The sequence below is a fragment of the Chitinophaga arvensicola genome (assembly GCF_900110835.1).
Classification (GTDB): Bacteria; Bacteroidota; Bacteroidia; order Chitinophagales; family Chitinophagaceae; genus Chitinophaga; species Chitinophaga arvensicola.
In genome coordinates, this window is record NZ_FOJG01000001.1 from 388,126 (window position 1) to 413,485 (window position 25,360).

The window sequence follows — 25,360 nt, forward strand, 5'->3', positions numbered from 1 at the left end:
CAACTCCGTTGGTTGGGCTGCAATCCGCTCTATGCTCACCGCTAATACTAAGCTAAGTGCTGGTTTGCAGCTTTTTTAAAATTACCGAAATTTTGTCTTGCAGGGTAGAAAAATCAGCGATTTTTTTGTCGGTGTAGATGAGGAAAACCGCGAGGTTCCGGGATTGGGTGCGGAGGTGGTCATAGAGTTCCTGCTTTTGCAGGCGCCAGGCTTCGCGGCCGAGGCGTTTAATGCGGTTACGGTCTACCGCATGAGGGAATTTGCGGGTAGCAGCGCTAAAACCTACCTGCACAGGGTATTTACCCGGTTCTTTCAACGGCATGTAAACTACCCGGTACGGAAAAACAGAAAACGCTTTTCCTTCACGAAAAAGCGTTTCAATAAGTTTTCTGCTTTTTAACCTTTCTTCCTTAGTAAAAGAATAAGTTTTTATGGCAAATAGTATTTAGCTACTATAATTATTTCAGCTTACGCTCGTCAGAAACAGTCAGCTTCTTACGACCTTTTGCTCTACGGGAAGCCAATACCTTACGGCCATTAGCAGTTTCCATTCTCTTTCTGAAGCCGTGAACGCTCTTTCTGCGTCTGTTATGCGGTTGAAAAGTACGTTTCATTTCTTTTTTTTGTTTTTACCTGTACTATACTAAAACTCCCGGATTAAAGTATTGTGTTTTTTAAAACGGAAGGCAAAGGTAGCAGAAAATATTTGAAAAGTAAAATTAAAATGAGAATTCTTAAATGTAAAGGTGGAATGCAGTTTTCACCACATTCCACCTTCTGTATTAAGAATATTAATTATTTAATACCCAGTTTGGTTTTAACAGCTGCCAGGATATCGTCTGCAGCAGGAGAAACCAGCAGCATACCAGCAGAGCTGTCGATTACATAACCGTAACCTTTTTCTTTGGCTACATCTTCGATGGCCTTACGGGCTTTATCGTAGATAGGTTTCAGCAGTTCCTGCTGTTTAGCCTGTACTTTCTGTTCAGCGCCTTCACGGTAGTCCTGGATACGTTTCTGAGCATCCTGGATTTCACGGCCTTTGATTTCTTTCATGTTGTCGGTCATAGTGGCCGCTTTATCATCGAATTCCTTCATTTTCTTCGTATACTCATCTACCAGTGCTTTTCCATCACCTTCCAGTCCTTGTGCAAAAGTCTGCAGATCAGTTTCTGCCTTCTTAGCTTCCGGCATGCTGGCTACCAGTGCCTGTGCATTGATATGCGCTACTTTGGATTGTGCCATTGCATTCACGCTGAACAAACCGGTAACCGCCACAAAAGCAATAATTACGTACTTCTTCATGATGTTGTCTGTGTTTAAAAAAATTTAAATACTTATAGTTAAAAAATAGGTACGGGTTTACTTCTTCACTCCCAATGACTTCAGAATTTCTTCGCTTTTGTCGAGTTTGGGATCAGAAAATATAACGGTGGCACCTGCGGCCTTGTCCAGCACAAAGTCGTACATCCTGCCGGCAGAAAGCTTCTGCACTGCATTGTAGATCTTATCCTGGATCGGCTTTACCAGTTCTTCCCTCTTTTTGAAAAGATCGCCTTCGTAACCGAAACGCTTCTTCTGCAAATCCTTTGCCTCTTTTTCACGGGCAACGATCTCATCTTCACGCTTGCGCTTCAGTTCTTCGGTGAGCATTACCTGTTCTGCCTGGTAAGACTTATACATCTTATCCACTTCCTGGAATTTGGCGTCAATTTCCTTCTGCCACTGTTCAGCAACGGCATCCAGTTTTTTCTGTGACTCCTTGTACTCCGGAATGCTTTCCAGGATATATTTTGTATCTATCACGCAATAGCGCTGTGCACTTGCTGCACTGCCCATCGCCAGAACAATAGCGGCTGTAATAAATAATTTCTTCATGCTACAATAGATTTTTCGCAAAACCAAATGACGGTTAAACTTGCAATATATAATTTATTTTCACATTATTCTGGTTCAAACCCGAGCATAAATGTAAACTTGGCCGCGTCTTTCAGACCACCACCTGGCTGCAGACGATCAAACCCGATACCATAGTCAAATCCGAGCAAACCAAACATCGGCAGATAGAAGCGCATACCGATACCGGCAGAACGACGTAATCTGAAAGGGTTGTACTCATTCAGATCCTTGTAACCATTGGCAGCTTCCAGGAAGGCCAGACCAAAGATCGTGGAACTTGGATTCAGACTGAACGGATACCGCAGTTCCATCACATACTTATTGAAGACAGTAAAGCCGGAATAGTTGGCAGGCTGACCGTTTTCAGGATTGATGCTCGGATCGGAAGTATAATACACCGGATAACCTCTCTGGGAGATGATATCACGATCGTAGATAGCGAAGTTACTCAAACCATCACCACCCATTTCAAACCGGCCGAATGGCGACAGGGTTGTACGGTTGTTGTAACGGCCGATGTAACCAAACTTCGCGGCTACTTTTAATACAAAGGTCTTGTTATCGCTACCCATCGGACGGCTCAAAGGCACGTACCATTCTGCGTTGAAGCGGTATTTCTGGTACTCGATAAAATTAAACTGCTGTGAAGCCGGTTCCTTGGAGTAATCCTTGTCAGGATTAAACAGGGAGTATGGCGGCGTATACTGCGCAGATACCATGAAGTTGGAACCACTACGCGGGAAAATCTGCTGATCCACAGAAGAACGGGACAGCGTCAGTTTAATGTTGACGTTATTGGAAGTACCGTTTTCAAAACCGGCAATACCAAAGTAGTTATAGTTCTTCAGCTTGTACTGCTGATAGTTCACGGAGTAGATCAGGGTGAAATAGTCATCCGGCCATTTCAGCTGTTTACCCAATGAAACGGAAGCACCTAATACTTTGAAGTGACCATCAGTAGAAGTGGTAGTATCTCCGGGCAGTTTATAATAGTTGCTGTATGCGTAAGGATTCTGGTAGCTGCTGTAGAAGCTCACGGAAAACTGGTTCCTTTTCTTACCTCCCAGCCATGGCTCAGTGAAGGAGAAGTTATAGGAACGGTATGCTTTACCATTGGAAGATACACGTACAGATAATTTCTGTCCGTCTCCACTTGGTAACGGATCCCAGGTTTCTTTTCTGAAGATATTACGCAGGGAGAAGTTATTGAACGTAACACCGAGGGTACCGGTTAACCCGATATAACCACCCCAACCTGCAGACAGCTCCAGCTGGTCATTGGCTTTTTCTTCTACGGTATAGTCAATATCCACTGTACCATCCTGTACGTTTGGTACGGGGTTCATCCCGATCTTTTCCGGGTTGAAGAAGCCGAGGTTGGCGATTTCACGGTTGGAACGGATCAGATCCTGGCGGCTGAATTTTTCACCCGGAATGGTGCGCAGCTCACGGCGGATCACGTGTTCATTGGTTTTTTCGTTACCTGCAATACGTACTTCCTTGATAGTAGCCTGTGGTCCTTCTCTCAAACGGATTTCGTAGTCGATGGTATCGCCACGGATGCCGATTTCCACCGGATCGATCTGGAAGAACAGGTAGCCATAGTCCATGTAGTAGCCGCTGATATCGCCGCCTTCCTGTGACATTTGTTTACCGATTCTTTTTTCCAGGAGTTCCAGGTTATAGATATCTCCCTTCTTAATACCCAGGATACGGGTCAGCACGGAGTCGGAGTAACGGGTATTGCCTTTCCAGGTAATATCACCGAAGTAATATTTTTTACCCTCAGAGATCTGCATGTCAACATTCAGATTCTGGGAATGGGTTTTATAGGTGGTATCTCTTACGATAACGGCATCGCGGTAACCTTTGGAGTTATAGAGGCCAATTACCTTGCCTTTATCTTCCAGGTACTTGTTTTCGTTGAACTTGGCAGAGCTGAACAGCTTAAAGCGGAAATACGGATCCAGTTTGTCCAGTGCGCGGGTAGGCTGCAGGAAGCCATAGGTTTGCCAGAACTCATCCGGTTGTGCCAGGGAATCCACGTAAACCTGTTCCAGATCAGGGTGAAGGGTGAAACGGGAACGTTCTTTTGTTCCTTTCATTTTCTTCTTGATCTTGTTATCAGCGAGGTTGTAGTTGCCCACGATATTGATATCCTGGATACGTACCTTACTGCCTTTGCTTACGTTAAAAATGACGTGTTTGGAATTTACCTGGCCGGTATCTCCTCTTTCCTCGATTTTAACGCTGGCGTTACCAAATCCTTTATCAGCATAAAATTTATGAACCACTCCGATAACGTTTTGCTTCATGGCTTGTGTGATCACACTTCCTTTACGCAAACCGGCTTTGGTGGTAATATCGTCCGCTTCGGTTTTTTTGATTCCCCTGAAAATGAAGGAGGACATGCGGGGCATTTCCGTTAATCCTATTTCCAGCCAGATCTTATTGTCTTCGATTTTGGTCACATAAATGGTCACATCAGCAAACAGTCTTTGTGACCAGAGGCTTTGGATAGCCTTGGTAAACTGATCACCACCCGGATAGGTTACCTTATCACCGACACTGAGGCCGGAAAGCGACAGCAGCAATGATTTATCCAGGTATTGGGTACCGGCAACGGTGATCTCGGCAATTTCGTACTGTTGCGGACTCCCAATATTGATAGGAGAAACGGCCGGCGGGTTAGCAGGGGGCTGCGTGGGGGGCACGGTATCTTTTTGCTGAGCGGATACACGAATGCCTGCACTGCAACATAATGCTATAGCCAGAAGGCCCTTAGGAAATAATTTCTTCATTCTGCTGAATTTGTTCGCTTGTTTTGCCAAAGCGCCGTTCTCTGGTTTGGTAATTTAAGATGGCTTGGTAAAGATGTTCATTGCGGAAGTCCGGCCAGCGGGTATCTGTAAAATACAGTTCCGCGTAGGCCAGTTGATATAGTAGGAAGTTACTGATCCTGCATTCTCCACTGGTACGAATCATTAATTCAGGGTCCGGCAGGCCGGCGGTACAGAGATATTTTTCCCATACCTCTGGCGTCACAGCTATCGGGTCCAGGGCTCCATTTTTCACATCCAGGGCTATTTTCCTGGCTGCATTCACGATTTCCCACCTTGCACTGTAGCTAAGAGCCATAATGAGATTGAGGCCGGTATTCTGGCTGGTAAGGGCAATGGCCTCTTCCATTTCCCGCTGGCATTGGGGAGGTAACATTTCCATGTCGCCTATGACGCTCAGCCGGATATTATTTTTTGATAACGTATTCACTTCCATACGGATAGTGTTTACGAGCAGTTCCATGATGCCATTAACTTCGTAAACCGGGCGGTCCCAGTTTTCGGTAGAAAACGCGTATAGGGTCAGATAGCCTATCCCCAGTTCTGCACAGGTCGTCACTATATTACGCACACTTTCTACCCCTTCGTGGTGCCCGTACAGCCTGTCTTGTCCCCGCTCCTTTGCCCAACGGCCGTTCCCGTCCATAATAATGGCTATATGGCGCGGTAACCGTTGTAAGTCCAATTTATCCTTCAAGCTCATTTGTGTCAGGCGTATTAAAACAGATTTAACAGATTTACTAAAAGGGTGCAAAGATACAAAAATAGAGTAATGACTTTTTTGGCAAAGCCCAAGAAGGTGTTTTAACGTAGTTTTAACAGCGAATTCAATACCAGTGGGGATTTAAGCAAATTCGGAGACTTATCATGGCGGTTCGCAGGTATGGAAAGCCCGCCCGTAGAAAGTATTTTTGCCGTAAATTAAAATTTACAGTTGTAAGAAGTAAAAAGAATACTGATCGTTAATTCAATCGTAACGAACTGATCTTTATCCCGGCTATTGCCCCTTTGCCGGCCTGTTACCCCGATAGGCGTGCCTTTCACGCCGGACCGGTCCTGCAATTGCCCTGCCACCGTGGGCTGGCCGTTTGAGAATGTCGGAAACGCGCCAGGGCCGGCATAAGTGGTACTCACATCATCCAGGTAGTCGGTTTGAGTGAAGCGGTACAACGCTTCCAGTCCAACATTCACTTTCTTGGAAATATTATATTTGAACCCGCCGCCGATCAGCCAGGCGTAAGAAACCAGGCTGTAAGGCTTCCGGTCCGGATACAGGGGCGATCCCTGCCCTTCCGTACGCATGGGTTGCAAAAAATATTTCTGCCCGTTCAGGTAGGCGTAAGGATTAAAATAAAAAATACTCGCCCCTCCCGTCAGATAGGGGGAAAAACGCTCATATAAACTCCCCGGCTCAAACCGGAAGAAGTTAAAATCGCCCTGGACAGACAATTCCCATAAGTTAGTATTGAAACTGAGGTTCCTGCGGTTCTGAAACTCATTTTTATTGTAGGTATCAGAATACCCCAGCTGCATATAACGGCCGTGCAAACGGATACCGACATAATCATTCATGTACTTGCGGTAATAAATACCCACCGCAGGTTTCAGGGTATTTAAAGCCCCACGGGTGTTCAGATCCCCGAAATATTGCGCGCCTCCCACAGACAAACCCAACTCCCCCACATATTCCAGCTCATTTTGCGCAGCAGCACGTTCTGCATACAGACAGCCTGCTGACACCAGCAATATTAAAACGATGTATTTAGGATATAGAAGTGGTTTCAGCATAAATCAGTTCTACTTAAACGCTAAAATGCCGGATTTATTTAATGTATGGCTGACGATTATGCTAACTTATCTGGCGCTTGCATCCTCCACGGGGCATAATTTATATTACAATCAGCGGGCAATATATTTGTAAATGTAACAATATATTTTACAATTCTATATTTTAATAGCGTTTCGCGCGTCAATTCCCCACAGCAGTTTATTTCGCAGGGTATGCAGGAAATTACTGTCGTCCAGGCGCAGTAAACTCAGTTTGAACGCTTCTTTCTTGATGGCCAGCTGTACGCGGTTATCAATGGTTTCCATACGGCTGTCGAGCGTACAGAGGAACTGATCGCTGCGGCCTTCTACCTCAAAGGAAATAATATTATCGTTGGGCACAATGATAGGCCTTACGTTCAGGTTGTGAGGAGCCACCGGGGTGATCACAAAATTACCGGCATCGGGGAATACGATAGGCCCCCCGCAACTCAGGGAATATCCCGTAGAACCCGTAGGAGTGGCCACAATGAGGCCATCTGCCCAGTAAGTATTTAGAAATTCTCCGTTCAGATAAGTGTGGATTTTTACCATTGCAGAAGTATCTTTCTTGTGGATGGTAAATTCATTCAGGGCGTACGGCACATCCCCGAATAAGGGAATGTTCGCGTCGAGATGGAGGAGCGACCGCTGATCTACCACGTAAGTGCGGTTCAGGAGCGCCTGTACCAGCGCATAGATTTCTTCCTTACCAATGCTGGCCAGGAAGCCCAGGCGGCCAAAATTGATCCCTATCACGGGAATATTGGTATCACGTACATAACAAACGGTATCCAGGAGGGTGCCGTCTCCACCAAGGCTCACCAGGAAATCTATTTTACCCGGCAGATCCTCTGCTGCGGAAAACAGGGTGGGTGTTTCTTCAAAAGAAATGTGCTGCTGAAGGGTCCGGAAAAAAGGTTCGTAAATGATGGCGGTAATTTCGGCCCGCTTTAACTCCTCCAGTAACAGGCGGATGTTTGAAATATCTTCTGTAATAAATCCCCTGCTATATAGTGCTACCTGCATAATTATTTAAGCTTTTAGCGGTTCGCTTCCGCCTTTAGCGGCACTGTTTATGACGGCTTTTACAAGTCAACAGTTAACAACTAAAGGCAGCTCACATATCCACGCTCGTGTGTAAAAATAGGCCTTTTTGCCCTAACTGGTTAAAGCTGTACTCAATCCGCAGGCAGGTATCATAGAAAGAAACGATGTCGAGTCCGAAGCCGCCGGTGTACAGGAAGCGGTTATTCAGGAAGCTGTTGCCCGGAAATCTGTTATTGGCATAACCACCATCACCAAAGGCTTTAGCGAAAATGCGCACGGGAACTGTATTAAATTTCTTGGGTACAATTGGTAGTTTCACCTTGAAAGACACCAGTTCCTGGCGAAGAGTGGATTTCAGGATCGCAAAGCTGGTTCCGTCGATCACATAATATTCGAGACCGCGCAGGTAATCATCGTGGTAGCCCAGCGCCTGCTGGTTGATGTAGGGTTGTTCGTTTGAGAATTTGGCCATGCTGCGGATGCCCAGCGCCAGGAAGGTTTTGGGCTTTAGCTGCCAGTATTTTGCCATGTTCAGTTTGAAATGCACATCATCGATGTCATCGAACGGAGGCACGCCACGTTTACCCACTTCGGCCTGTATACTGATTCCTTTCAGCGGGTATACCCAGCTATCGGCTTTGATATAGGTAAGCCGGTAGGTGATATCGAGGAAACGGATGCGGGTGCGGCCTTTACCCAGGTAGTTGGGATTGATGATGGCGACCGAATCTGCCACTTTCTCGTAGTTATAGTTCACGAGTACCTGGTGACGGGTATTAATAGCGCGGCGGTAGCTATAACTGAGACCTACGGTATATACCTGGCGCAGGAATTCATCTTTCCGGAAAAACTGTTGTTTGTTGTTGCTGGTGCTATCGTTTACCTCACGGTTACGGTTATAGGAAGCGATAATACCGAGGCCATGGCGGAAATGCTTATCGATATAGGGAATGTTGTATTGTAAGGCGAAGCGTTGGGTATAACCGAACTGCAGGGCGGCATTCAACGCGTCGTTGCGGCCGGTGAGATTTTCCTGGGTACCGCTTACCCCTATATTCACGCGGCTCAGGCTATGGTTCTTTTCTACCCACCACTGATTAAAGTTACGATCTGCCAGTTTGAAGATGGGATAGGCGAAAGTGTACCAGCGCTCCCAGACTTCAAACACGATGTCGGCTTCGTTATTGTTCCAGTTCTTCACATTGGCGGTAACGTTGAGGAACAGAGAGGTATTGAGTAATTGCTTGCGTCTTTCTTCGAGGGTGTTAGCCAGGTCGTGAAGGTAAATGGTATCGCCGGGAACGGTGCTTATTTCCCGGAGGATGATGGAGGTGCGGGTTTGTTTGTTACCCGCAACGATGATATTGCGCACTACAAGGTAACTGCTATCCTTTGCAGGTACAGACTGTCCTTCCGCATTCTCCGGTATCACGAATCCCAACAGGCAGACTATCGCCAGCAGGTAGAAACAGCATTTCAGCATGTAGGTCCTTAAAACAGTTTAAAAGTGTTGACAATATCCAAATATAATAAAAACCGATTATGGAAATTGTCTTTCTCAGGATTTTACATACTGATATAATTCATCAGCAGGTCGTAGTTTTTCTTCAGCAGTTCTTCTTCGGGTTCTTCTGCGAAGACGTACTTGATGACATAGTTAAAGCGTTCGAAAGTAGCGAGCAGGCCTTGTAGTTCCTGGCGGTTTGTTTTGAGTACTACTTCGAGTTTGCCGGTTTCCGGGTTAGTGATGGTGTTGACACTCAGGAGGGTCACATCATTTGATTCGGCGATGCGGGCAATTTCGCTGAGTGCGTAATCGCGGGGATCGACTTCAAAAGCGATGATACCACCGGGTTCCTTTACGCCGTTGTACCTGGCCAGCGCTGCCAGCAGGTTATCTTTGGTAATGATGCCGAGGCATTCATTTTCCTTGGTAACTACCGGGAGGGCAGATAATTTAAAGTCGTAAAAGAGTTTGAGTGCTTCAAAGAGATGAGCATATTCCATGACAGCCGGGCGGGTACTGCTGTACTCCATAGATTCCAGGGGTACATCCGGATCTTCGAGATCCATGATATCGTCTTCTTCCACCAGGGCCAGGTATTTGCTATCTACTACCATCGGCAGCTGCGTCAGATGATATTCGTTCATCAGGCGCAGTGCCTTTGCTCCTGAATCCGAAGGATGCAGAACAGGTACTGAAGATATGAGTTCTCTGGCGATCATGTTAGCGTATTCTGATACAATAATAGTAAAGAATATGCCAACAGAAAAAGAAATTACATGTACGCGAAGTCACTGCACCTGTTGGTGTAGTCATTTTGCTGCCGGGAAAGTACCGGTTTAACTGGCAGGTTGAAACTTCAGTTTCTCCAGGAAAGCGTGCAGAATTTTGTTGAATTCTTCCGGCACCTCCATCATCGGAGCATGGCCGCATTTATCAATCAACTGCAGTTCAGAATTAGGTATCAGCTTTTTAAATTCTTCTCCGACCATGGGTGGCGTAACGGTATCATTCTGTCCCCAGATCAGTAAAGTTGGTTGCTGAATATCTTTCAGTTCATCGCCCAGATTGTGGCGGATGGCTGATTTTGCCAGGGTAATGATCTTGATCACCTTCAGGCGGTTGTTCACTATCTCAAACATTTCGTCTACCAGTTCTTTGGTAGCAATTTTCGGATCGTAGAAAGTAAGTTCTGCTTTCTTGCGGATATACTCGTAGTCGCCGCGTTTAGGATAGGTTTCACCCATTCCATTCTCGAACAAGCCGGAGCTGCCGGTAAGGATCAGTGATTTAATAGGAGCTTCAGGGTGTTTCAGCAGGTAAACCAATGCCACATGACCTCCCAGTGAGTTGCCCAGCAGGTGCACATTTTTGTATCCCCTGGCCTCAATAAACTTGTGCACATATTTGGCCAGTCCGCCTACCGATGTTTCCAGGATGTTTAAATCGTACAGGGGTAACATCGGAATCACAACCTTGTTATACTGCCGGAAATATTCGATCATGTGCGAGAAATTGCTCAAAGCACCAAACAGTCCATGCAATAATACCAGTGGTTCTCCTTCTCCTTCTTCTATAAAATTAAACTTACCCTGTGTTTTGATTTCGTAATCCATTGCCAAATCTTGAAAGTCAATTTTACGCTAAAATAATTCTTTTTATTAATCTAAATAATCTTTGGAACGAGTTAACCAGGTTGAATATGCCGGGCAGCCTGCTCAAAAAATGCCTGCAGCTGGGCGAACATATTCTTAAAAACCGGGATCACGCTTCCCATATGATCCAATACCCACGGGCCAATATTCTCGATATAAGGATATACTACAGATTGCAGCTTTGTTTCGGGGCTCAGCCAGTACACCTGATTGGCCATCCAAAGCACTACACTGTAAATTATTATAAATATAACGCTATACAACAGTATTCCCCCCAGTTTATTGAGCCAGCCCAACATTACCAGTTCTACCAGCTTCTGCAACGCCCCTGCTCCCAGTCTTACCAGTAAAATAACACCCAAAAAAAGGCAGATGAAGCAGATGACAGGCACCCACCGGGTATGCATTTCCCAATGTTCCTGCACATATAAAGCGGTAACAGTTGTTAGTTTCAGCGCTGCGGCCAGGCCGAATATGGCTGCCACAAAGGAAAATAAGGCTACTATCAATCCCCGGGTGTATCCCCGGTAAATGGCAAATACCATGATGATAGCAAAAATAATGTCTATAGGCATGATAGAAATATAGGGAATCTGATATTTAACCTACTGATTTTTTTGTTTTCCGGGAGATGGTTATCTATCGAATATCCCATATCAGGCGGTTAAATATCAGACCTCGCTATTTGGTAAGCAGTTCCTTCACCAGGGCGGAAATAGCTTTTCCGTCCGCTTTACCGGCCAGTTGTTTGGTGGCAACGCCCATTACTTTACCCATATCTGCGGGAGAGCTGGCGCCGGTGGTGGCAATAATATCAGTGATGGCTGTACGTAATTCTGCCTCGCTCATCTGTTTGGGGAGGAAACGTTCTATTACTACCAGTTCTTCTTCTTCTTTTACGGCCAGGTCTTCACGGTTCTGTGCCCGGAAAATTTCCAGGGAATCTTTTCTCTGTTTGGCCAGTTTCTGCAACAACTTCGACTCGTCCGCTTCGGTGAGGTCTCCGCTGGCGCCTTCTGCTGTTTTAGCTACGAGGATAGCCGCCTTGATAGCACGGAGTGCACGCAGGTCTGCTTCCTTTTTGCCCAGCATTGCAGCTTTGATCTCTGCGTTGATAGTTAATTCTAATGACATATCGTAAGGTTTAATGGATTATTTTCCTTCTTCGGCAGCCTGTTTTGCCTGGAACTTCTTTAAGAAGTCTTTCGCGAAAACACGTATATCGTCTGCCTGGTCTTTGTAAGGAGTCGCTCTTCCATAGGTATCGGCCATGGTCATCATGGTCTGGAAAAAGAAGTCCGCCATTTCATCCACCATCATGTCTTTTGTCCACAGATCGATGCGCAGGGCCGCCTTCTCTGCTGAATCCCAGAAAGACACCATCATGCCCTTGGCCTTCAACATCCGCTCATCTTTGTTATCGGTAGCGCTCCATTCTATTGACTCGGGCACTTTCTGATCGTCCAGTCCAACCTGGATCTTTATGGTAGATACTTTACTCATGATTTTCAATTAAAGCGCAAAAATAGCCATCATTTAGTGATTTTGGAAAAACCGCTTCCTGTGAGCTGCAACCACCACTGCTCCGCAGCATATTCCCAACTACTGAAAGGCTTTGCCGGAGGCGCCTTTGCAAGCAAACGGGCCCTCAGTTGTTCATCTTTATATAAAAGACTCATCTTCTCAGACAGGTCGTCCAGGCTGGCCGGATCAGCGTATAATACTGCATCTCCGCCGGCTTCCCTTGCTGCCGGACTATCCAGGGCTATTACCGGCACTTCACAACGCTGCGCTGCATAGATAGGTAACGCAAGCCCCTCAAACCTCGACGGATATACGAGTGCATAAGCCCCTCCCGTAAGCCGGGCGAGGGTATCTTCATCGGCGTTTTCTATACAAACCACATCCTGGCGGAACTTATAGCTTTGTAAAGCAGTGGCAATATCAGCGCCCGCCTGGGTAATCCGCCCGGCCAGTACCAGTTTGATATTACTCCGTTGCCTTTTCTTCAGGGCCGAAAATGCTTTCAGCACCGGCAGTATATTGTTCCGTGGATGCATACTGCCTGTTACCAGGAAATATTCTGCCCCACCGGCAAATGCTTTCTTTACCGCTTCCCGCTGCTCCCATTCCAGGGGTTTGTACCCGGAAGCGATACCCGTATCCAGGCGCACCAGCTTATCTTTCACGCCGGGTGCATACCGAAGCAGTTCTTCTTTACCGGTATCCGATAATACCGCCACCCTCCTGGCACGCTCCAGGTATTTGGTGATATTATTTTTCAGGGAACGTTGCTGTACACCGGGTTGTAAACCGGCGTCCCGTAAAAAAGATAAATCCCGCAATAATAAGCCCGCAGGCACCTTACTACGCAAGGGCAATGCACCATCCAGCCCGAGAAACAGATCCGGCCGGAAAGGCTTCATCGCCCGCACCAGCTGCCATTCCTGCCACCAATACAGATGCCAGGGCTTATTGCCTTTCAGTGGCAACAACACCTTGGTTACATTGGCCGGAAAGTCCAGTCCGGTGGGTATCTCCCCATCAAAAAAAAAGGTAAACTGATGGGCTGGCTGTTGCCGGCACATCGCCAGTATTATTTCCGTTGCCACACTCCCCGTATCGGCAGGCATGTCCTGTCGTAAACAAGCGGCATTAACAGCAATTTGCATAAACGATTCCTTTGTCTGCGAGCATGCAAACCTACACAATTTTAGATTCGGGAGAGGTGGATTTTGTTGGCCCCCGTTATTCAGCAGACTTATTGGTCAGATAAAATACCTGTGGGGCGGTTACATTCCCGGTATTACCCAGTGAAGCAAGCTTAACAGTTACTTCATATGTTTTTAATGGTTTCAGGTGACGAAGTGTAATAGTAACCGGAGTTGCTTTAATATCCGCTATATCATCCTGCCCTAAAGGAATGTTGCCTGTTTCCGTAGCCACATTCAGTGTTACTTTGACACCTTTTTCCGGCAGTTTGGAAGTAATATTCAGCTTTAACGCATAGGTGCTGTCCTGGGCAATATTATATTTCCCTAATTGCACATCCGGTAACACAAAAGCCAATGTTTCTTCCTGAGTACTGGGAGCGGGATTATCGCTTTTCTTCTTTTTACAGGAAGAAAAAGTAAGCAACGCAACGGCTAAAAATGCAGGGAAACAAGTCTTCAGTAGCATATTTCGAGTTATATAGGAATATGAAATTAGCTTTTTTTTATATGCAAATCAAATTTTACTTCTTACATCCAGGGCATCCCGTAATCCGTTGCCTAACAAATTGAACGCCAGTACCAGCAACATGATGGCCATTCCGGGCGCCAGCGCCAGCAAGGGGTTATGGGTAATAATGAAGTTGTAGTTTTCTTTGATCATCAGCCCCCAGGAAGGTTGCGGCGGTTGTACTCCCACCCCCAGGAAACTCAGTCCTGCTTCCACCACAATTGCTGTGGCAAAGTTGCCCGCAGCCACCACCATCACCGGCCCCAGGATATTTGGCAGGATATGTTTTGTGATAATCCGTACATGTCCGTATCCCAGTGCCCTCGCGGCTTCTATGTATTCCAACTCCCGGATGGCCAGTACCTGTCCACGGATAATACGGGCCACTCCCACCCACATGGTAAGTCCCACAGCAATAAATACCTGCCAGAAGCCTTTTCCCAGCGCCAGCGTCAGCGCAAATACCAATAACAGCGTGGGCATAGCCCATACTACGTTTACCAGCCACATCACCACATCATCGGTCCGGCCTTTGAAATATCCTGCCACCGCGCCAAGCAACACACCGATACTCAGGGATATCACCACAGCAATACAGCCCACACCCAGGCTTACGCGGGTACCTATCAGGAGGCGGCTTAAAATGTCGCGGCCAAATTTGTCGGTGCCCAGCCAGTAAGTACGGGTAAAAATTCTTCCCTGTAAGTTTTGCTGTAACTGCGCTGATGTAAGAGCGCCGTGCGGTTCATCGCCATACCAGAGCTTCGCCAAAGAATAGGTTTCCTCCCGGCTGGTAGATTCGTCTACGTAACGTTGTACCACCAATACACTATCGCGGAATTGCCAGGAACGGATGGGGATCCAGGTCATAGATGCCTCACGGCCACTAAAAATCTTTTGAAAAAGAGAGGAAGAAGGAGGCTGCTGTTCTTTATTTACAGCCAGCATGTGAATACGGAAACCGGGATGCTGCCCTTCTATTTCCAATACCATCCGGTTGGCATTGGGCGTATTATCCGGTGCTATTACGTATGCAAAAATGCTGATCAGCACCGCTGCGGCAATGACCACTAAACCGGCCACCGCTCCCTTATTGCGGTACAATCTTTTCCAGTAAGGTTGCATATCTGACAAAGGCGGCGATTTTAGTTAACCTGCCGGCCCTTCCACTGATAACTCCCAAACTTTCCCAGCCAGCCGGCAACAACAATATAAGGAATATGAAATATCTGCCCCGGAATAAACCATAGCAGCAATTCTGTTTTATTGAAAAACTTCGCCACCGGCAGAAGGAAATAGAGTTCCAGGGTGACTTTAAACAGCAGAATAATCAGGAACCATGGCCACCACACCGGCAGGAACAGCGCCATTACAGCAAATGCCAGCATACCGGCGTTGAACAGATATACCAGCAGCAATACCCAGGTAAGGCGCTTATCTTCGTACTTATCGGCTTTGGACGACCAGCGGATACGCTGGTTCATAAAGTCTTTCAGCGTATCTACCGCCAGCGTGCGCACCACGGCTTCCTCGCATTTCAGGTAGGCTACTTTATCAGGATAAGCACTGTAAATTTTATACATGAGCAGCATGTCATCGCCGGAAGCAATGTTATCGATCCCGGAGAAACCGCCTACCTCGTGAAAGGCCTGTTTTTCGTAAGCCAGGTTGGCGCCATTGCACATGGTACCGGAGGCCAGTTCGGCGGCGGCTCCGGTGATACCCTGCATGGTCATGAAATCGAGTGATTGCAGTCTTTTAAAGAAGTTGTGCTCTTTGTAAAAGCTAACCGGTGCGGCAATGAATTTCGGGCGATGTTGTTCGTAAAACTGTACCACTGTTTCGATCCAGCGCGGTCCCATCACACAATCTGCGTCTGTGGTTACAATCAGATCACCTTTTGCCTGTGAAATGGCTATTTCTATGGCTTTTTTCTTGAATGAATTCAGTCTTTCCTCCAGGTTGAGATGTTCCCTTAATTCCAGCAGACGAATATTGGCAGCGGGGAAATTACGCACTACGGCTGCGGTATCATCCGTGGAAAAATCATCAATCACGATGACCTCCAATAAAGCGGCGGAATAAGTTTGCTTCTGTAAAGCCTCCAGTAGTGCCGGAAGATTATCCGCTTCATTCCTGGCCGGTATGATCACTGTAACTGCCGTATGGCCCCCCGATTTCTGGGTGACAGGTGAAAAATTCTTCAGGCGCTTCCAGCCCAGGCTATACCACAGCATCAGTATGCCATAACCCAAAGCCAGCACCATTAATATCATTACGAAAAGATACATTCAGATTACAGATTTGTTTTGATGATAAGTCCCAGCTGTGTGGAAATCAGCTGATGTCCTTTGTCCAGTACCAGTATCTTACATGGAAAAGAGCCATCTGCGAAGCGGGTACCCAGCACAGGTGGAATTACACGGTCATATTTCCCGAATATCAGGAGAGTTAGAACGTTATATCTGGCTAATAATTGTTTACATCGTTTTTTATCAGGCATCATGTGACGGAGATTTGTCCATACATTGTACACCAGGGCCCGTTTCTCCGGTTCATTCATGCGGTGCAAGGCAAACTTATACACGCTCTGGTTGAGCAGTCCCAGTTTCCGCCAGGTATGCAACAATGTAAAAAACAACCGGGGATGGCCGGTATTGTATTTAAACAGGCTATTACCCACCGTGGTTTGTGTAACGAACATATGCCATGGATTATTCCTAAGGCCGTCTCCTGCGGCAAGCATCAGCCGGTTGATACGATCGGCCATCTTTTCCACCAGGCATAGCGCCAGCCGGCCGCCCATGCTGTACCCCAGCAGGGAAAAGCGTTGTTTGCCCTGCTGTTGCAGGATCATTTCCACCAGCGCCACGAGATCCTCTTTTTCGAATACCCGGTTTTCCTGCCATTGTGTATCGCCGTGCAAAGGCATATCCAACGCTACCAGGGTGAAAGTATCGCCGAGAATGGCGGTTAGCGGTTGAAAATGAGCAGCACTTTCGCCAAAGCCATGTAAGCAGATCAATAGTTCCTCTCCGGCACCTTCACAGGTGCCGTGAAACCGGCTTTTCAGATATGACAGATAAAAATCAGGCATAAAGGGGAACAATGATACAGAATAAAGCGCAGAGGAGAAAGAGAAAGGTTGTAATACAGGAGGAAAACGGATCTCACTTGATCATTACCTGCGGTGAAGGTGCTGTTAACCTGACGATGAGGTGGACTTGATACGCTTAAGCACTGCTTATTCAGCGCTGCAAAGGTGGATTTGACCAGCCCCCGACGCGGAGTAAAAATGGACTTGCTGCGGTCTGTCTCCCGGGAGAGCGCCTGCCGCCGGGCCTGAACCCGGGAAAGCCACCTGCAGGAAAACATCTGCCGGGTTTATTTTTTGTTAAAAAACAAGTGCACTTTCATAGGTCTGGCCCATTTAGTTTACATTCAGTAAGTTAAAATGGAAGCTACCAGGGAAATCAGTTAAACCCTCCCTTTGACCGGTTTTGCTTAATGCTTTTTTCAGTAAATTACAGAACTACCAAAAATACAGTAACATGGACGCAACAGTTGAAAATAAGACTGCGTTGAAAGGCGCAGAATTTCTGGTTAAGGAAAGTGCTCCTGAGGAAGTGTTTACTCCCGAAGATTTTTCGGAAGAGCAGCTGATGATCAAGGACATGGCAGATCAGTTTATCAGCAAAGAGGTAACACCGATTGTGGAGCGGATTGACAAGCAGGAAGAAGGATTGATGCAATCGCTTTTAGAAAAAGCAGGAGAACAAGGTTTGTTAGGTGCATCTTTTCCTGAGGAATATGGTGGCCTGGGTAAAGACTTTGTCACAGCAACGATCATCAACGAAGGACTGGGTGCCGGGCACTCCTTCTCCGTTGCCATGGCGGCTCATACGGGTATCGGCTCCTTACCGATCCTCTACTTTGGTACAGAAGAACAGAAACAAAAATATATACCCAAACTGGCCACCGGAGAGATGAAAGGCGCATATGCCCTCACTGAACCGGATTCCGGGTCGGATGCATTGGGCGCCAAAACCACCGCTAAATTAACGGAGGATGGCAAATTCTATCTCCTCAACGGGCAGAAAAGCTGGATTACCAATTCCGGCTTTGCTGATGTATTTACCGTATTCGCAAAGATCGACGGTGATAAGTTTACCGCATTCATCGTAGATAAAGGCACCCCGGGATTTACGCTGGGCGCAGAAGAACATAAAATGGGAATCAAGGGTTCCTCTACCCGCCAGATCTACTTCCAGGACGCCAAAGTACCTGCAGAAAATGTATTGGGCGTTATAGGAAAGGGTCACCTGATAGCCTTTAACATCCTGAACATTGGCCGGTTGAAACTCTGTGCTGCTGCATTGGGCGCCGCCAAAAAATGTATCAATACGTCCGTACAATACGCCAATACCCGCACCCAGTTTAAACAACCGATCGCCAATTTCGGCGCTATCAAACATAAGCTGGCGGAAATGGCGATCCGTACCTGGACATCAGAATCGGCGCTGTTCCGTACTGCACAACTGATTGATGACAAAGAAAAAGAACTGCTGGCCGCAGGCAAACCGTTCAACGAAGCCTTACTGGGCGCCGCTGAAGAGTATGCCGTAGAATGCGCCATCCTGAAAGTAAACGGCTCCGAAGTACTGGACTACGTAGTGGATGAAGGGGTGCAGATTCATGGTGGTAACGGTTTCAGTGATGAGTACATCATTTCGAAAGCCTACCGCGATTCCCGCATCAACCGCATCTTTGAAGGTACCAACGAAATTAACCGGTTGCTGACCCTCGACATGACACTGAAACGTGCATTGAAAGGGAAACTGGACCTGATGACACCAGCCATGAACGTGATGAAGGAACTGATGAGCATTCCTGATTTCGGCGATGATGATGAAAGTGCTTTCAGCAAAGAAAGGAAGATGATTACCAACTTCAAGAAAGCCATCCTCATGGCTGCCGGAGCTGCTGCGCAAAAGCTGATGGTAAAGCTGGAAAATGAACAGGAAATACTGATGGATATCGCCGATATGGCCATCGAAACATTTGTTGCGGAAAGCGCCCTGCTGCGTTTAATAAAATTGAACGCCAGCAAAGGTGAAAGCGCGTCATCGCTGCAAACAGATATTGTACGCACCTTTATCTATGATGCGGCAGACCGTATCAATAAATCAGGTAAAGACGCCATCAATGCCTTTGCAGAAGGCGACGAACAACGTATGATGCTGCTCGGCCTCAAACGCTTCACAAAAGCAGAACCATTTAATGCAAAAGATGCCCGCAGAAGAATAGCGGACAAACTCATTGCAGATAATAAATACAGCTGGTAATCACTGGCTCACAGCATTTAGCATCCGGGAACTTCTTTTCCCGGATGCTAAATGCTAAATACCAAAACCTTTTCTCCTATTCCCCTCACCTGCTTATCTTTACCATCTTTCAAGATATTGATGACAGGGTATGATGCTATCAGCAAAGTTTTTTTCTCCGTTTTTTATAATTATCTGTATCCCCTTTTTTGCAAGCAGCCAGGCTACACTGCGTCTCAGTCAGCCTTCCAGGGATCAAAGTAATGTAAGCACCGCCAAACAATTCATCGCAGGGCGTACCTGCGCCGGTTGTACCGTGAAGATCAACAGCGATACCGTACACGTATATACGACGGGCACCTTCGCCGCAAAGTATGAACTGTCTGCCGGCAGAAACGCGTTTACCGTTACTACTACTGCTCCTAACGGAGAAACCTCAACGAAAAATATTGTCTTTTACTTCAGCACGCCACCTGCACCATCTGCCACTTCCATTTTCAGGATCGATTATATGGAGATCTCACCCAGTGGTAACCTCCAGCTCATGGAAGGAGATACCCTGCGTATAAAAATGAAAGGCTACCCCGGCGAAAGTGCCAGCTGGTTTAATGATGTACCATTAAAGGAATTGCCTACCTCCCAAACCGGTGGTGTACCGGGCATCTACAGTGGTAGCTATATACTGCAAGCCAAAGATTCCCTGCTGAATGGGAAAATCATCGGTCGGTTGCGTAAACGCAGTGGGGAAACTGCCATCCTGGGCAGCACTTACCGCTACAGCATGATGCGCAACGAAATACCTCTCACCGGCCGCACCATCGATAACATGACCTATCTCACGGCCAGTCCGCATGGGGACCGCCTCGGACCTGATAAGATCGGCTACCTGGATAAGGATGTATTACTACATATCGTGGGCAGGCAGGGTGATTACTACAAAGTGAAGCTGTCGTCCCGTACCACTGCCTTCATACCAGAGCCACTGGTAGACACGGAGATTCCCCAGGAGCAGCTGCCCGTGAGCATTGCAGACGACGCCAAAATATGGGGCGATGAAAAATACGACTATGTATCCGTTGCCTTGTCTGATAAATTGCCTTATACCTCCACCCAGCTGGTATCTTCCAAAAAAATTATTGTTGATATACACGGCGCCTATGCGGAAAAGGGCCTGAACACGGTATTGCAAAATACCAAAGAAATTACCTCTGTTGGCTGGGGACAGCCCACGCCTGATGTATGCCGCATGGTGATTTCCCTTCAACATGCCCCCTGGGGCTACCAGGTGTATTATGAAAATAACCGCATTGTTGTAAAGGTAAAACGCCCACCGCAGACCCCATCTCTCAGAAATATGGTCATTGGCCTGGATGCCGGCCATGGTGGTAGTAATCCGGGGGCTACCGGTCTTACCGGCGCTGTGGAAAAAAACCTGACACTGGTGCTTTCGTTACAACTGAAAGCATTGCTGGAAAGAGAAGGCGCAACGGTGATCATGACGCGCACTACAGAGAAATTTGTTGCCAATGAAGACCGGCTGTCCCTGTTCCGCCGGACTAACCCCGACCTGCTGTTGAGTATTCACCTGAATTCTTCTGCGAACCCGGTAGATGCCTATGGCACCGCCACCTACTATAAACAACCTTTTTGTGAACCACTCAATGCCGCTATACATGAGCGTTTACTGCAAACAGGACTGTATGATTTCGGGAATAACGCCGGATTTAATTTTATTCTCAATAATCCTACAGAGTTTCCGGATGCGTTGGTGGAAACGCTTTTTCTCAGCAATCCGGGCGATGAAGAAAAGATACTGGATCCGGCTTTTCAGCGGCAGGTGGTAACGGCGATTGTGGAGGGAATGAAGGATTATCTGAAGGAAGCGGTGAAGTCGAGGTAAGGCTGCTTTTGTCTTTCTCCCGATTAGGCTGATTTTACTGATTTGATTTTAGGGATTTAAAATGATTTGGGGGGAGATAGAAGCGAATGCTTTTATCTCCCCCCAAATCATTTTAAATAGATATTTTCCTGATTCTATTCAGTTCAATTAGATACTACAGCAAATCCGTTTGGGTTTACCGCTTTTATATTTCAATTCCATCATTTCAATACTATCAGGTTCAATTAATCTTCCAAATCTACCTGAAATCAGTGCAATATCAATGAATTCCTCCCAGATATGCAGACAGCCTGTTAATCGCTGCGGCTACTACACCGATCTGCTCCTGTGCTTCTTTCCATCTGCGTTGTTCAATCGCCTCCCTTACTCCCGGAATGGTTTTAACACCATAGCCAGTATAGAAACCGGGGGCGTATAAGGTGTGTTTATACCAGGTGCGGGCTGGTAATCCTGCGTCGTTAAGGAGTTGTTGCTCCGCCTGGTACAGAGCTTTATTCACGGTAGCGCCGGTGAGCGTTTTCCGGGCGGCGAGTGCTATGGTAGCGGTATCCAGGCCGGTGAGCGCATTTTGCAAAGGAGAGAAATCGAGATAGGGCACTTCCGATTTCGGTAATGGAGCTGTTAAGTGTTTGGTAGTATCTGTAACCTGCTGGTATTTATTATCTCTTATCAATTGATTTTCGATGGCAGTAGATTCCCTGAGATTAGTGGTCAGGTCTGTTAATTCATTCACGTAGCCATTAACCGTTTCATAGAGTTTACGAAAATCGAAAGGCAATGTAACAGTATTGGCTAAACGCAATACGGTATGTCCTGCGGTTTGCGACAATGCCACGCCGTATTGAAAACCGGGATCTTTAAACCGGGTGTAATCGTCGTAGGAATCGTAGATGGAGTGATATTCCCCGCCGGCATCTTCTCCCGAAAAACCATAGTCGAGCGCCGGCACGCCCAGGTGTTGCAGAAAGGAAGAGTAATCAGAACCTGAGCCCATAGCCCCGATGGCGAAGCCTTGTTTGGAAAGTTTTTCTTTTTTCTGTTTCGGCGTAGCTGCTTTTACCGCTTCTGCAGCCTGTTTACGGGCCTGGAGGCTGATAGCTGTTTGCGGATCTTTTATATCGCGGGCTACTTCATTCACCAGTGTTTCCAGTGCATGGGAACCGCTGGCGTTCAGGAAACCCCGGCCATTGTTATCTGAATTGATGTACACCACCGCTTTGTCTTTGAGTTCGGCGGCATGATCTTCTACCCATTCAGTAGAACCGAGTAAACCGGGTTCTTCTCCATCCCACGCGCAATAAACCAGGGTGCGTTTGGGCTGATAACCCTGTTTCTTTAACTCACCGATGGCTTTTGCTTCTTCCAGCAAAGCTGCCAGTCCGCTGATGGGATCAGCGGCGCCGTTTACCCAGGCGTCGTGGTGATTGCCACGGATAATCCACTGATCTGGCTGTTCGCTGCCTTTCAGTTTGGCCACTACATTATAGCAGGGGCGTATCTGCCAGTCGAACGACAGCTTCAGATGCACTTTTGCGCTGCCGCCGCCGATGTGATAGGTAAAGGGCAGGGCGCCTCTCCATTCTTCCGGTGCTACCGGCCCTTCCAGGGCTTTCAGCAAAGGAGTGGCATCATGATAACTGATCGGGAGTACGGGTATCTTTAGGAGATTGGGTGCTTGCAGGCGGTCCAGCCGTTTGGCATTGGCGGTAGCGCCGATATCGGGGGTCAGCGGATCACCGGGATAGATGACGATATCCATTACGGAGCCACGCTGAACACCGTATTCATTCTTGAAAGCGCCTTTAGGGTATACATCGCCGGCATAGTAGCCATCATCGCGGGGATCGGAGTAGATGATGCAACCAATGGCGCCGTGTTCCTGGGCCACCTTAGGTTTACTGCCCCGCCAGGAGCGGCCGTATTTGGCAATGACGATCTTGCCTTTTACGTTGATACCAGCACGGTCCAGGTATTCATAATCTTCCGGAAGACCATAATTTACATATACCAGGGAGCCTTCCACATCGCCATCGGCACTCCAGGCGTTGTAGGTAGGCAGTTGTCCTGCCTGACCGGAGGTAGCGTCTTCTTTCAGGGCGGGTTCTTTAAGCAGTGCTTTGTAGGAGGTTGGCCCTTTCAGTTCCACCAGGCGTTCCTTTGGGGTGGGGAACAACACCTGGTAGGTAACAATTTCTGCGTCCCAGCCATAGCTTTTAAAGCGTTGGAGGATATCTTCGGCCACGGCTTTGCCACGGGCGGAGCCAATATGATGCGGTTGTGAGGATAGTTCCCTGATCGTTTCGCCGATGTGACTACTACTTAACTGTTTATCGAAGCGGCTTTCCAGTTCCAGTTGACGGGTAGCAGCGGTGTCGGCATAACCGGTGAGTTTTTTGTCCTGCGTCCGGGCGACCCCGCCGGTGCACAGGAGAAGTGCCAGCAGCAGGGAGAAGTTGGTTGTTGTCATAATAAAGATGCAGATCTTGTTGAAAAAGAGGGTTTATTGGCTCAATATACAAATAGTCTACCATATCAATAGGGTAATTTACTACGTCCTTTCTACGCAATAACTTTTGGTTATGATCCATAAATATAGGTTATAGCCGAAATAGTCTACTTAACCAGTAGATTAATCTATATTTGTAAATCCTTTCATAGCTTTATTGGGTGAAACGATAAACATAACATCATAAACAGCAGTTATATGGCCAATGCGATTCAGGAGTTTAACGACTACCGGGCTAAAATGAATGAGGTAATACTGGGCAAGCAGAACAAGGTAATTAACCGGTTATTCAACCTGGATACCAATACGTATGCAGAAGGGGCGCTGAGCACTAAAACCAAGGAGATGCTTGGGTTGGTGGCTTCTATGGTATTACGTTGCGACGATTGTATTAAGTATCACCTGGAAAAGGCATATGAGCAGGGTGTTACCACCGAGGAAATGTATGAGATCTTTGCTGTTGCCAACATTGTGGGCGGTACTATTGTGATTCCGCATACACGGCGGGCCGCTGAATTTTGGGAAGAATTACAGGCACAGTGAGCAGGTATTTACAGCTATCTATCGTAACTTTACAGACTCTATAATATATTATATTTAACTCATACTAATGTCAACAGCAACTATAGCTCCGCAGGCGCCCCTTACGTCGAAAGACTTTGCAACGGACCAGGAAGTACGCTGGTGCCCAGGCTGCGGCGACTACTCTATACTTAAACAGGTACAGACTATTATGCCCACGCTGGGCGTTCCCCGTGAGAACATTGTGATTGTTTCCGGTATCGGTTGTTCCTCGCGTTTTCCATACTATATGAATACTTATGGTATGCACTCTATCCATGGCCGTGCTACGGCGATCGCTTCCGGTTTGAAAGCGGCCCGTCCTGAACTGAGCGTATGGATTGTAACCGGAGATGGAGATGGTTTATCCATTGGTGGTAACCATACCATTCACCTGTTGCGTCGTAACTTTGATGTGAACATTATGCTGTTCAACAACCAGATTTACGGTTTAACAAAAGGACAGTACTCTCCTACTTCAGAAGAAAATAAAGTGACCAAGTCTACCCCGATGGGTAGTATTGACCATCCGTTTAACCCAATGGCGCTGGCCCTGGGTGCAGATGCTACTTTTATTGCCCGCAGTATGGACCGCGATCCGAAACACCTGCAGGAGTTGCTGAAACGCAGCCATGCACATAAAGGCGCTTCTTTCCTGGAAATATACCAGAACTGTAACATCTTCAACGATGGCGCATTTGAGGCGTTTACCGAGAAAAGCAGCAAGGCAGATGAAACCATCTTTGTAGAACAGGGCAAACCACTGGTGTTTGGCGCTGCAAAAAACAAAGGAATCCGCCTGGATGGCTTAAGACCGGTAGTAGTGGAACTTGGTGGCGAGTATTCAGAAAGTGATCTGTGGATACATGATGAGAATGATTTCTACAAGGCACAACTGCTGACCCGTATGTTCGATGATGTACGTGTAGAAGGTCATCTGCCCCGTCCTTTCGGTATCTTCTATGAGGCTTTCCGCCCTACCTATGAAGATATCATGGGCTTCCAGCTGACCGAAGCACTGGCTAAAAAAGGTCCTGGTGATCTGGATAAGTTACTGGCAGGCAGCGAAACCTGGACTATCAAAGAATAACTA

The 25,360-nt window shown here is 47.1% G+C and carries 24 protein-coding genes; 4 read left to right on the forward strand and 20 right to left on the reverse strand.

Annotation, left to right across the window (positions count from 1 at the left end):
• Positions 1 to 52: 52 nt before the first annotated feature.
• From BMW79_RS01655 to BMW79_RS01745, 19 genes are all read right to left on the reverse strand, one after another.
• On the reverse strand, positions 53 to 445 hold the full coding sequence (locus BMW79_RS01655; protein WP_317042891.1) for a ribonuclease P protein component: 393 nt from the start codon (positions 443 to 445) through the stop codon (positions 53 to 55).
• A gap of 13 nt (positions 446 to 458) precedes the next feature.
• Positions 459 to 614 (reverse strand): 50S ribosomal protein L34, encoded by a 156-nt coding sequence (gene rpmH, locus BMW79_RS01660; RefSeq protein ID WP_012788729.1) that lies wholly within the window; start codon positions 612 to 614, stop codon positions 459 to 461.
• Positions 615 to 795: 181 nt separating this feature from the next.
• Positions 796 to 1,305: an OmpH family outer membrane protein gene (locus BMW79_RS01665; RefSeq protein ID WP_089889689.1), complete on the reverse strand. Its 510-nt coding sequence runs from the start codon at positions 1,303 to 1,305 to the stop codon at positions 796 to 798.
• A gap of 57 nt (positions 1,306 to 1,362) precedes the next feature.
• Complete coding sequence (locus BMW79_RS01670) at positions 1,363 to 1,878, reverse strand: OmpH family outer membrane protein (protein ID WP_089889692.1); 516 nt, start codon at positions 1,876 to 1,878, stop codon at positions 1,363 to 1,365.
• Between the two features lie 65 nt (positions 1,879 to 1,943).
• Complete coding sequence (locus BMW79_RS01675; protein WP_089889695.1) at positions 1,944 to 4,700, reverse strand: BamA/OMP85 family outer membrane protein; 2,757 nt, start codon at positions 4,698 to 4,700, stop codon at positions 1,944 to 1,946.
• Positions 4,681 to 5,442, reverse strand: a complete 762-nt coding sequence (locus BMW79_RS01680; RefSeq protein WP_177192010.1) for an isoprenyl transferase — start codon at positions 5,440 to 5,442, stop codon at positions 4,681 to 4,683. The genes BMW79_RS01675 and BMW79_RS01680 overlap by 20 nt, the downstream gene beginning before the upstream one ends.
• A 218-nt stretch (positions 5,443 to 5,660) precedes the next feature.
• Positions 5,661 to 6,527: a type IX secretion system protein PorG gene (gene porG, locus BMW79_RS01685; protein ID WP_089889697.1), complete on the reverse strand. Its 867-nt coding sequence runs from the start codon at positions 6,525 to 6,527 to the stop codon at positions 5,661 to 5,663.
• A 156-nt stretch (positions 6,528 to 6,683) separates the two neighbouring features.
• Positions 6,684 to 7,574, reverse strand: a complete 891-nt coding sequence (locus BMW79_RS01690; protein WP_089889699.1) for an NAD kinase — start codon at positions 7,572 to 7,574, stop codon at positions 6,684 to 6,686.
• Between the two features lie 91 nt (positions 7,575 to 7,665).
• A complete protein-coding gene (locus BMW79_RS01695; protein WP_089889703.1) occupies positions 7,666 to 9,078 on the reverse strand; it encodes a POTRA domain-containing protein in 1,413 nt (470 codons plus the stop codon).
• A gap of 83 nt (positions 9,079 to 9,161) precedes the next feature.
• Entirely contained in the window at positions 9,162 to 9,821 is a 660-nt protein-coding gene (locus BMW79_RS01700) for a CBS domain-containing protein (protein ID WP_089889706.1), read from the reverse strand.
• A 117-nt stretch (positions 9,822 to 9,938) separates the two neighbouring features.
• Positions 9,939 to 10,715: an alpha/beta fold hydrolase gene (locus BMW79_RS01705; RefSeq protein ID WP_089889709.1), complete on the reverse strand. Its 777-nt coding sequence runs from the start codon at positions 10,713 to 10,715 to the stop codon at positions 9,939 to 9,941.
• Between the two features lie 71 nt (positions 10,716 to 10,786).
• Complete coding sequence (locus BMW79_RS01710) at positions 10,787 to 11,329, reverse strand: CvpA family protein (RefSeq protein WP_089889711.1); 543 nt, start codon at positions 11,327 to 11,329, stop codon at positions 10,787 to 10,789.
• Positions 11,330 to 11,435: 106 nt separating this feature from the next.
• Complete coding sequence (locus BMW79_RS01715) at positions 11,436 to 11,888, reverse strand: GatB/YqeY domain-containing protein (protein ID WP_089889714.1); 453 nt, start codon at positions 11,886 to 11,888, stop codon at positions 11,436 to 11,438.
• Between the two features lie 18 nt (positions 11,889 to 11,906).
• Entirely contained in the window at positions 11,907 to 12,257 is a 351-nt protein-coding gene (gene gldC / locus BMW79_RS01720) for a gliding motility protein GldC (protein WP_089889717.1), read from the reverse strand.
• Between the two features lie 29 nt (positions 12,258 to 12,286).
• Positions 12,287 to 13,426 (reverse strand): glycosyltransferase family 4 protein, encoded by a 1,140-nt coding sequence (locus BMW79_RS01725; protein WP_089889720.1) that lies wholly within the window; start codon positions 13,424 to 13,426, stop codon positions 12,287 to 12,289.
• Between the two features lie 76 nt (positions 13,427 to 13,502).
• The gene (locus BMW79_RS01730) at positions 13,503 to 13,934 is read right to left on the reverse strand and encodes a hypothetical protein (RefSeq protein ID WP_089889723.1); all 432 of its coding nucleotides are present in this window, start codon (positions 13,932 to 13,934) and stop codon (positions 13,503 to 13,505) included.
• 48 nt (positions 13,935 to 13,982) lie between these two features.
• Positions 13,983 to 15,101, reverse strand: a complete 1,119-nt coding sequence (locus BMW79_RS01735) for an ABC transporter permease (RefSeq protein ID WP_089889726.1) — start codon at positions 15,099 to 15,101, stop codon at positions 13,983 to 13,985.
• 20 nt (positions 15,102 to 15,121) lie between these two features.
• Complete coding sequence (locus BMW79_RS01740; protein ID WP_089889729.1) at positions 15,122 to 16,267, reverse strand: glycosyltransferase; 1,146 nt, start codon at positions 16,265 to 16,267, stop codon at positions 15,122 to 15,124.
• A 5-nt stretch (positions 16,268 to 16,272) separates the two neighbouring features.
• Positions 16,273 to 17,073: an alpha/beta fold hydrolase gene (locus tag BMW79_RS01745; RefSeq protein ID WP_143059046.1), complete on the reverse strand. Its 801-nt coding sequence runs from the start codon at positions 17,071 to 17,073 to the stop codon at positions 16,273 to 16,275.
• 454 nt (positions 17,074 to 17,527) lie between these two features.
• On the opposite strand from BMW79_RS01745, the gene BMW79_RS01750 reads away from it, so the two are divergent.
• Both BMW79_RS01750 and BMW79_RS01755 read left to right on the forward strand, forming a co-directional pair.
• Positions 17,528 to 19,321 carry an acyl-CoA dehydrogenase family protein gene (locus tag BMW79_RS01750; RefSeq protein WP_089896743.1) on the forward strand — a complete coding sequence of 598 codons (1,794 nt, stop codon included), beginning with the start codon at positions 17,528 to 17,530 and terminating at the stop codon, positions 19,319 to 19,321.
• A gap of 130 nt (positions 19,322 to 19,451) precedes the next feature.
• Positions 19,452 to 21,200 carry an N-acetylmuramoyl-L-alanine amidase gene (locus tag BMW79_RS01755; RefSeq protein ID WP_089889734.1) on the forward strand — a complete coding sequence of 583 codons (1,749 nt, stop codon included), beginning with the start codon at positions 19,452 to 19,454 and terminating at the stop codon, positions 21,198 to 21,200.
• Positions 21,201 to 21,459: 259 nt separating this feature from the next.
• On the opposite strand, the gene BMW79_RS01760 is transcribed toward BMW79_RS01755, so the two are convergent.
• A complete protein-coding gene (locus BMW79_RS01760; RefSeq protein WP_089889736.1) occupies positions 21,460 to 23,667 on the reverse strand; it encodes a transferrin receptor-like dimerization domain-containing protein in 2,208 nt (735 codons plus the stop codon).
• A 237-nt stretch (positions 23,668 to 23,904) separates the two neighbouring features.
• Here BMW79_RS01760 and BMW79_RS01765 point away from each other — a divergent pair, with 237 nt between their 5' ends.
• Positions 23,905 to 24,249, forward strand: coding sequence for a carboxymuconolactone decarboxylase family protein (locus BMW79_RS01765; protein ID WP_089889739.1), 345 nt, complete (start codon positions 23,905 to 23,907; stop codon positions 24,247 to 24,249).
• Positions 24,250 to 24,316: 67 nt separating this feature from the next.
• The gene (locus BMW79_RS01770; protein ID WP_089889740.1) at positions 24,317 to 25,357 is read left to right on the forward strand and encodes a 2-oxoacid:ferredoxin oxidoreductase subunit beta; all 1,041 of its coding nucleotides are present in this window, start codon (positions 24,317 to 24,319) and stop codon (positions 25,355 to 25,357) included.
• Positions 25,358 to 25,360 lie beyond the last annotated feature (3 nt).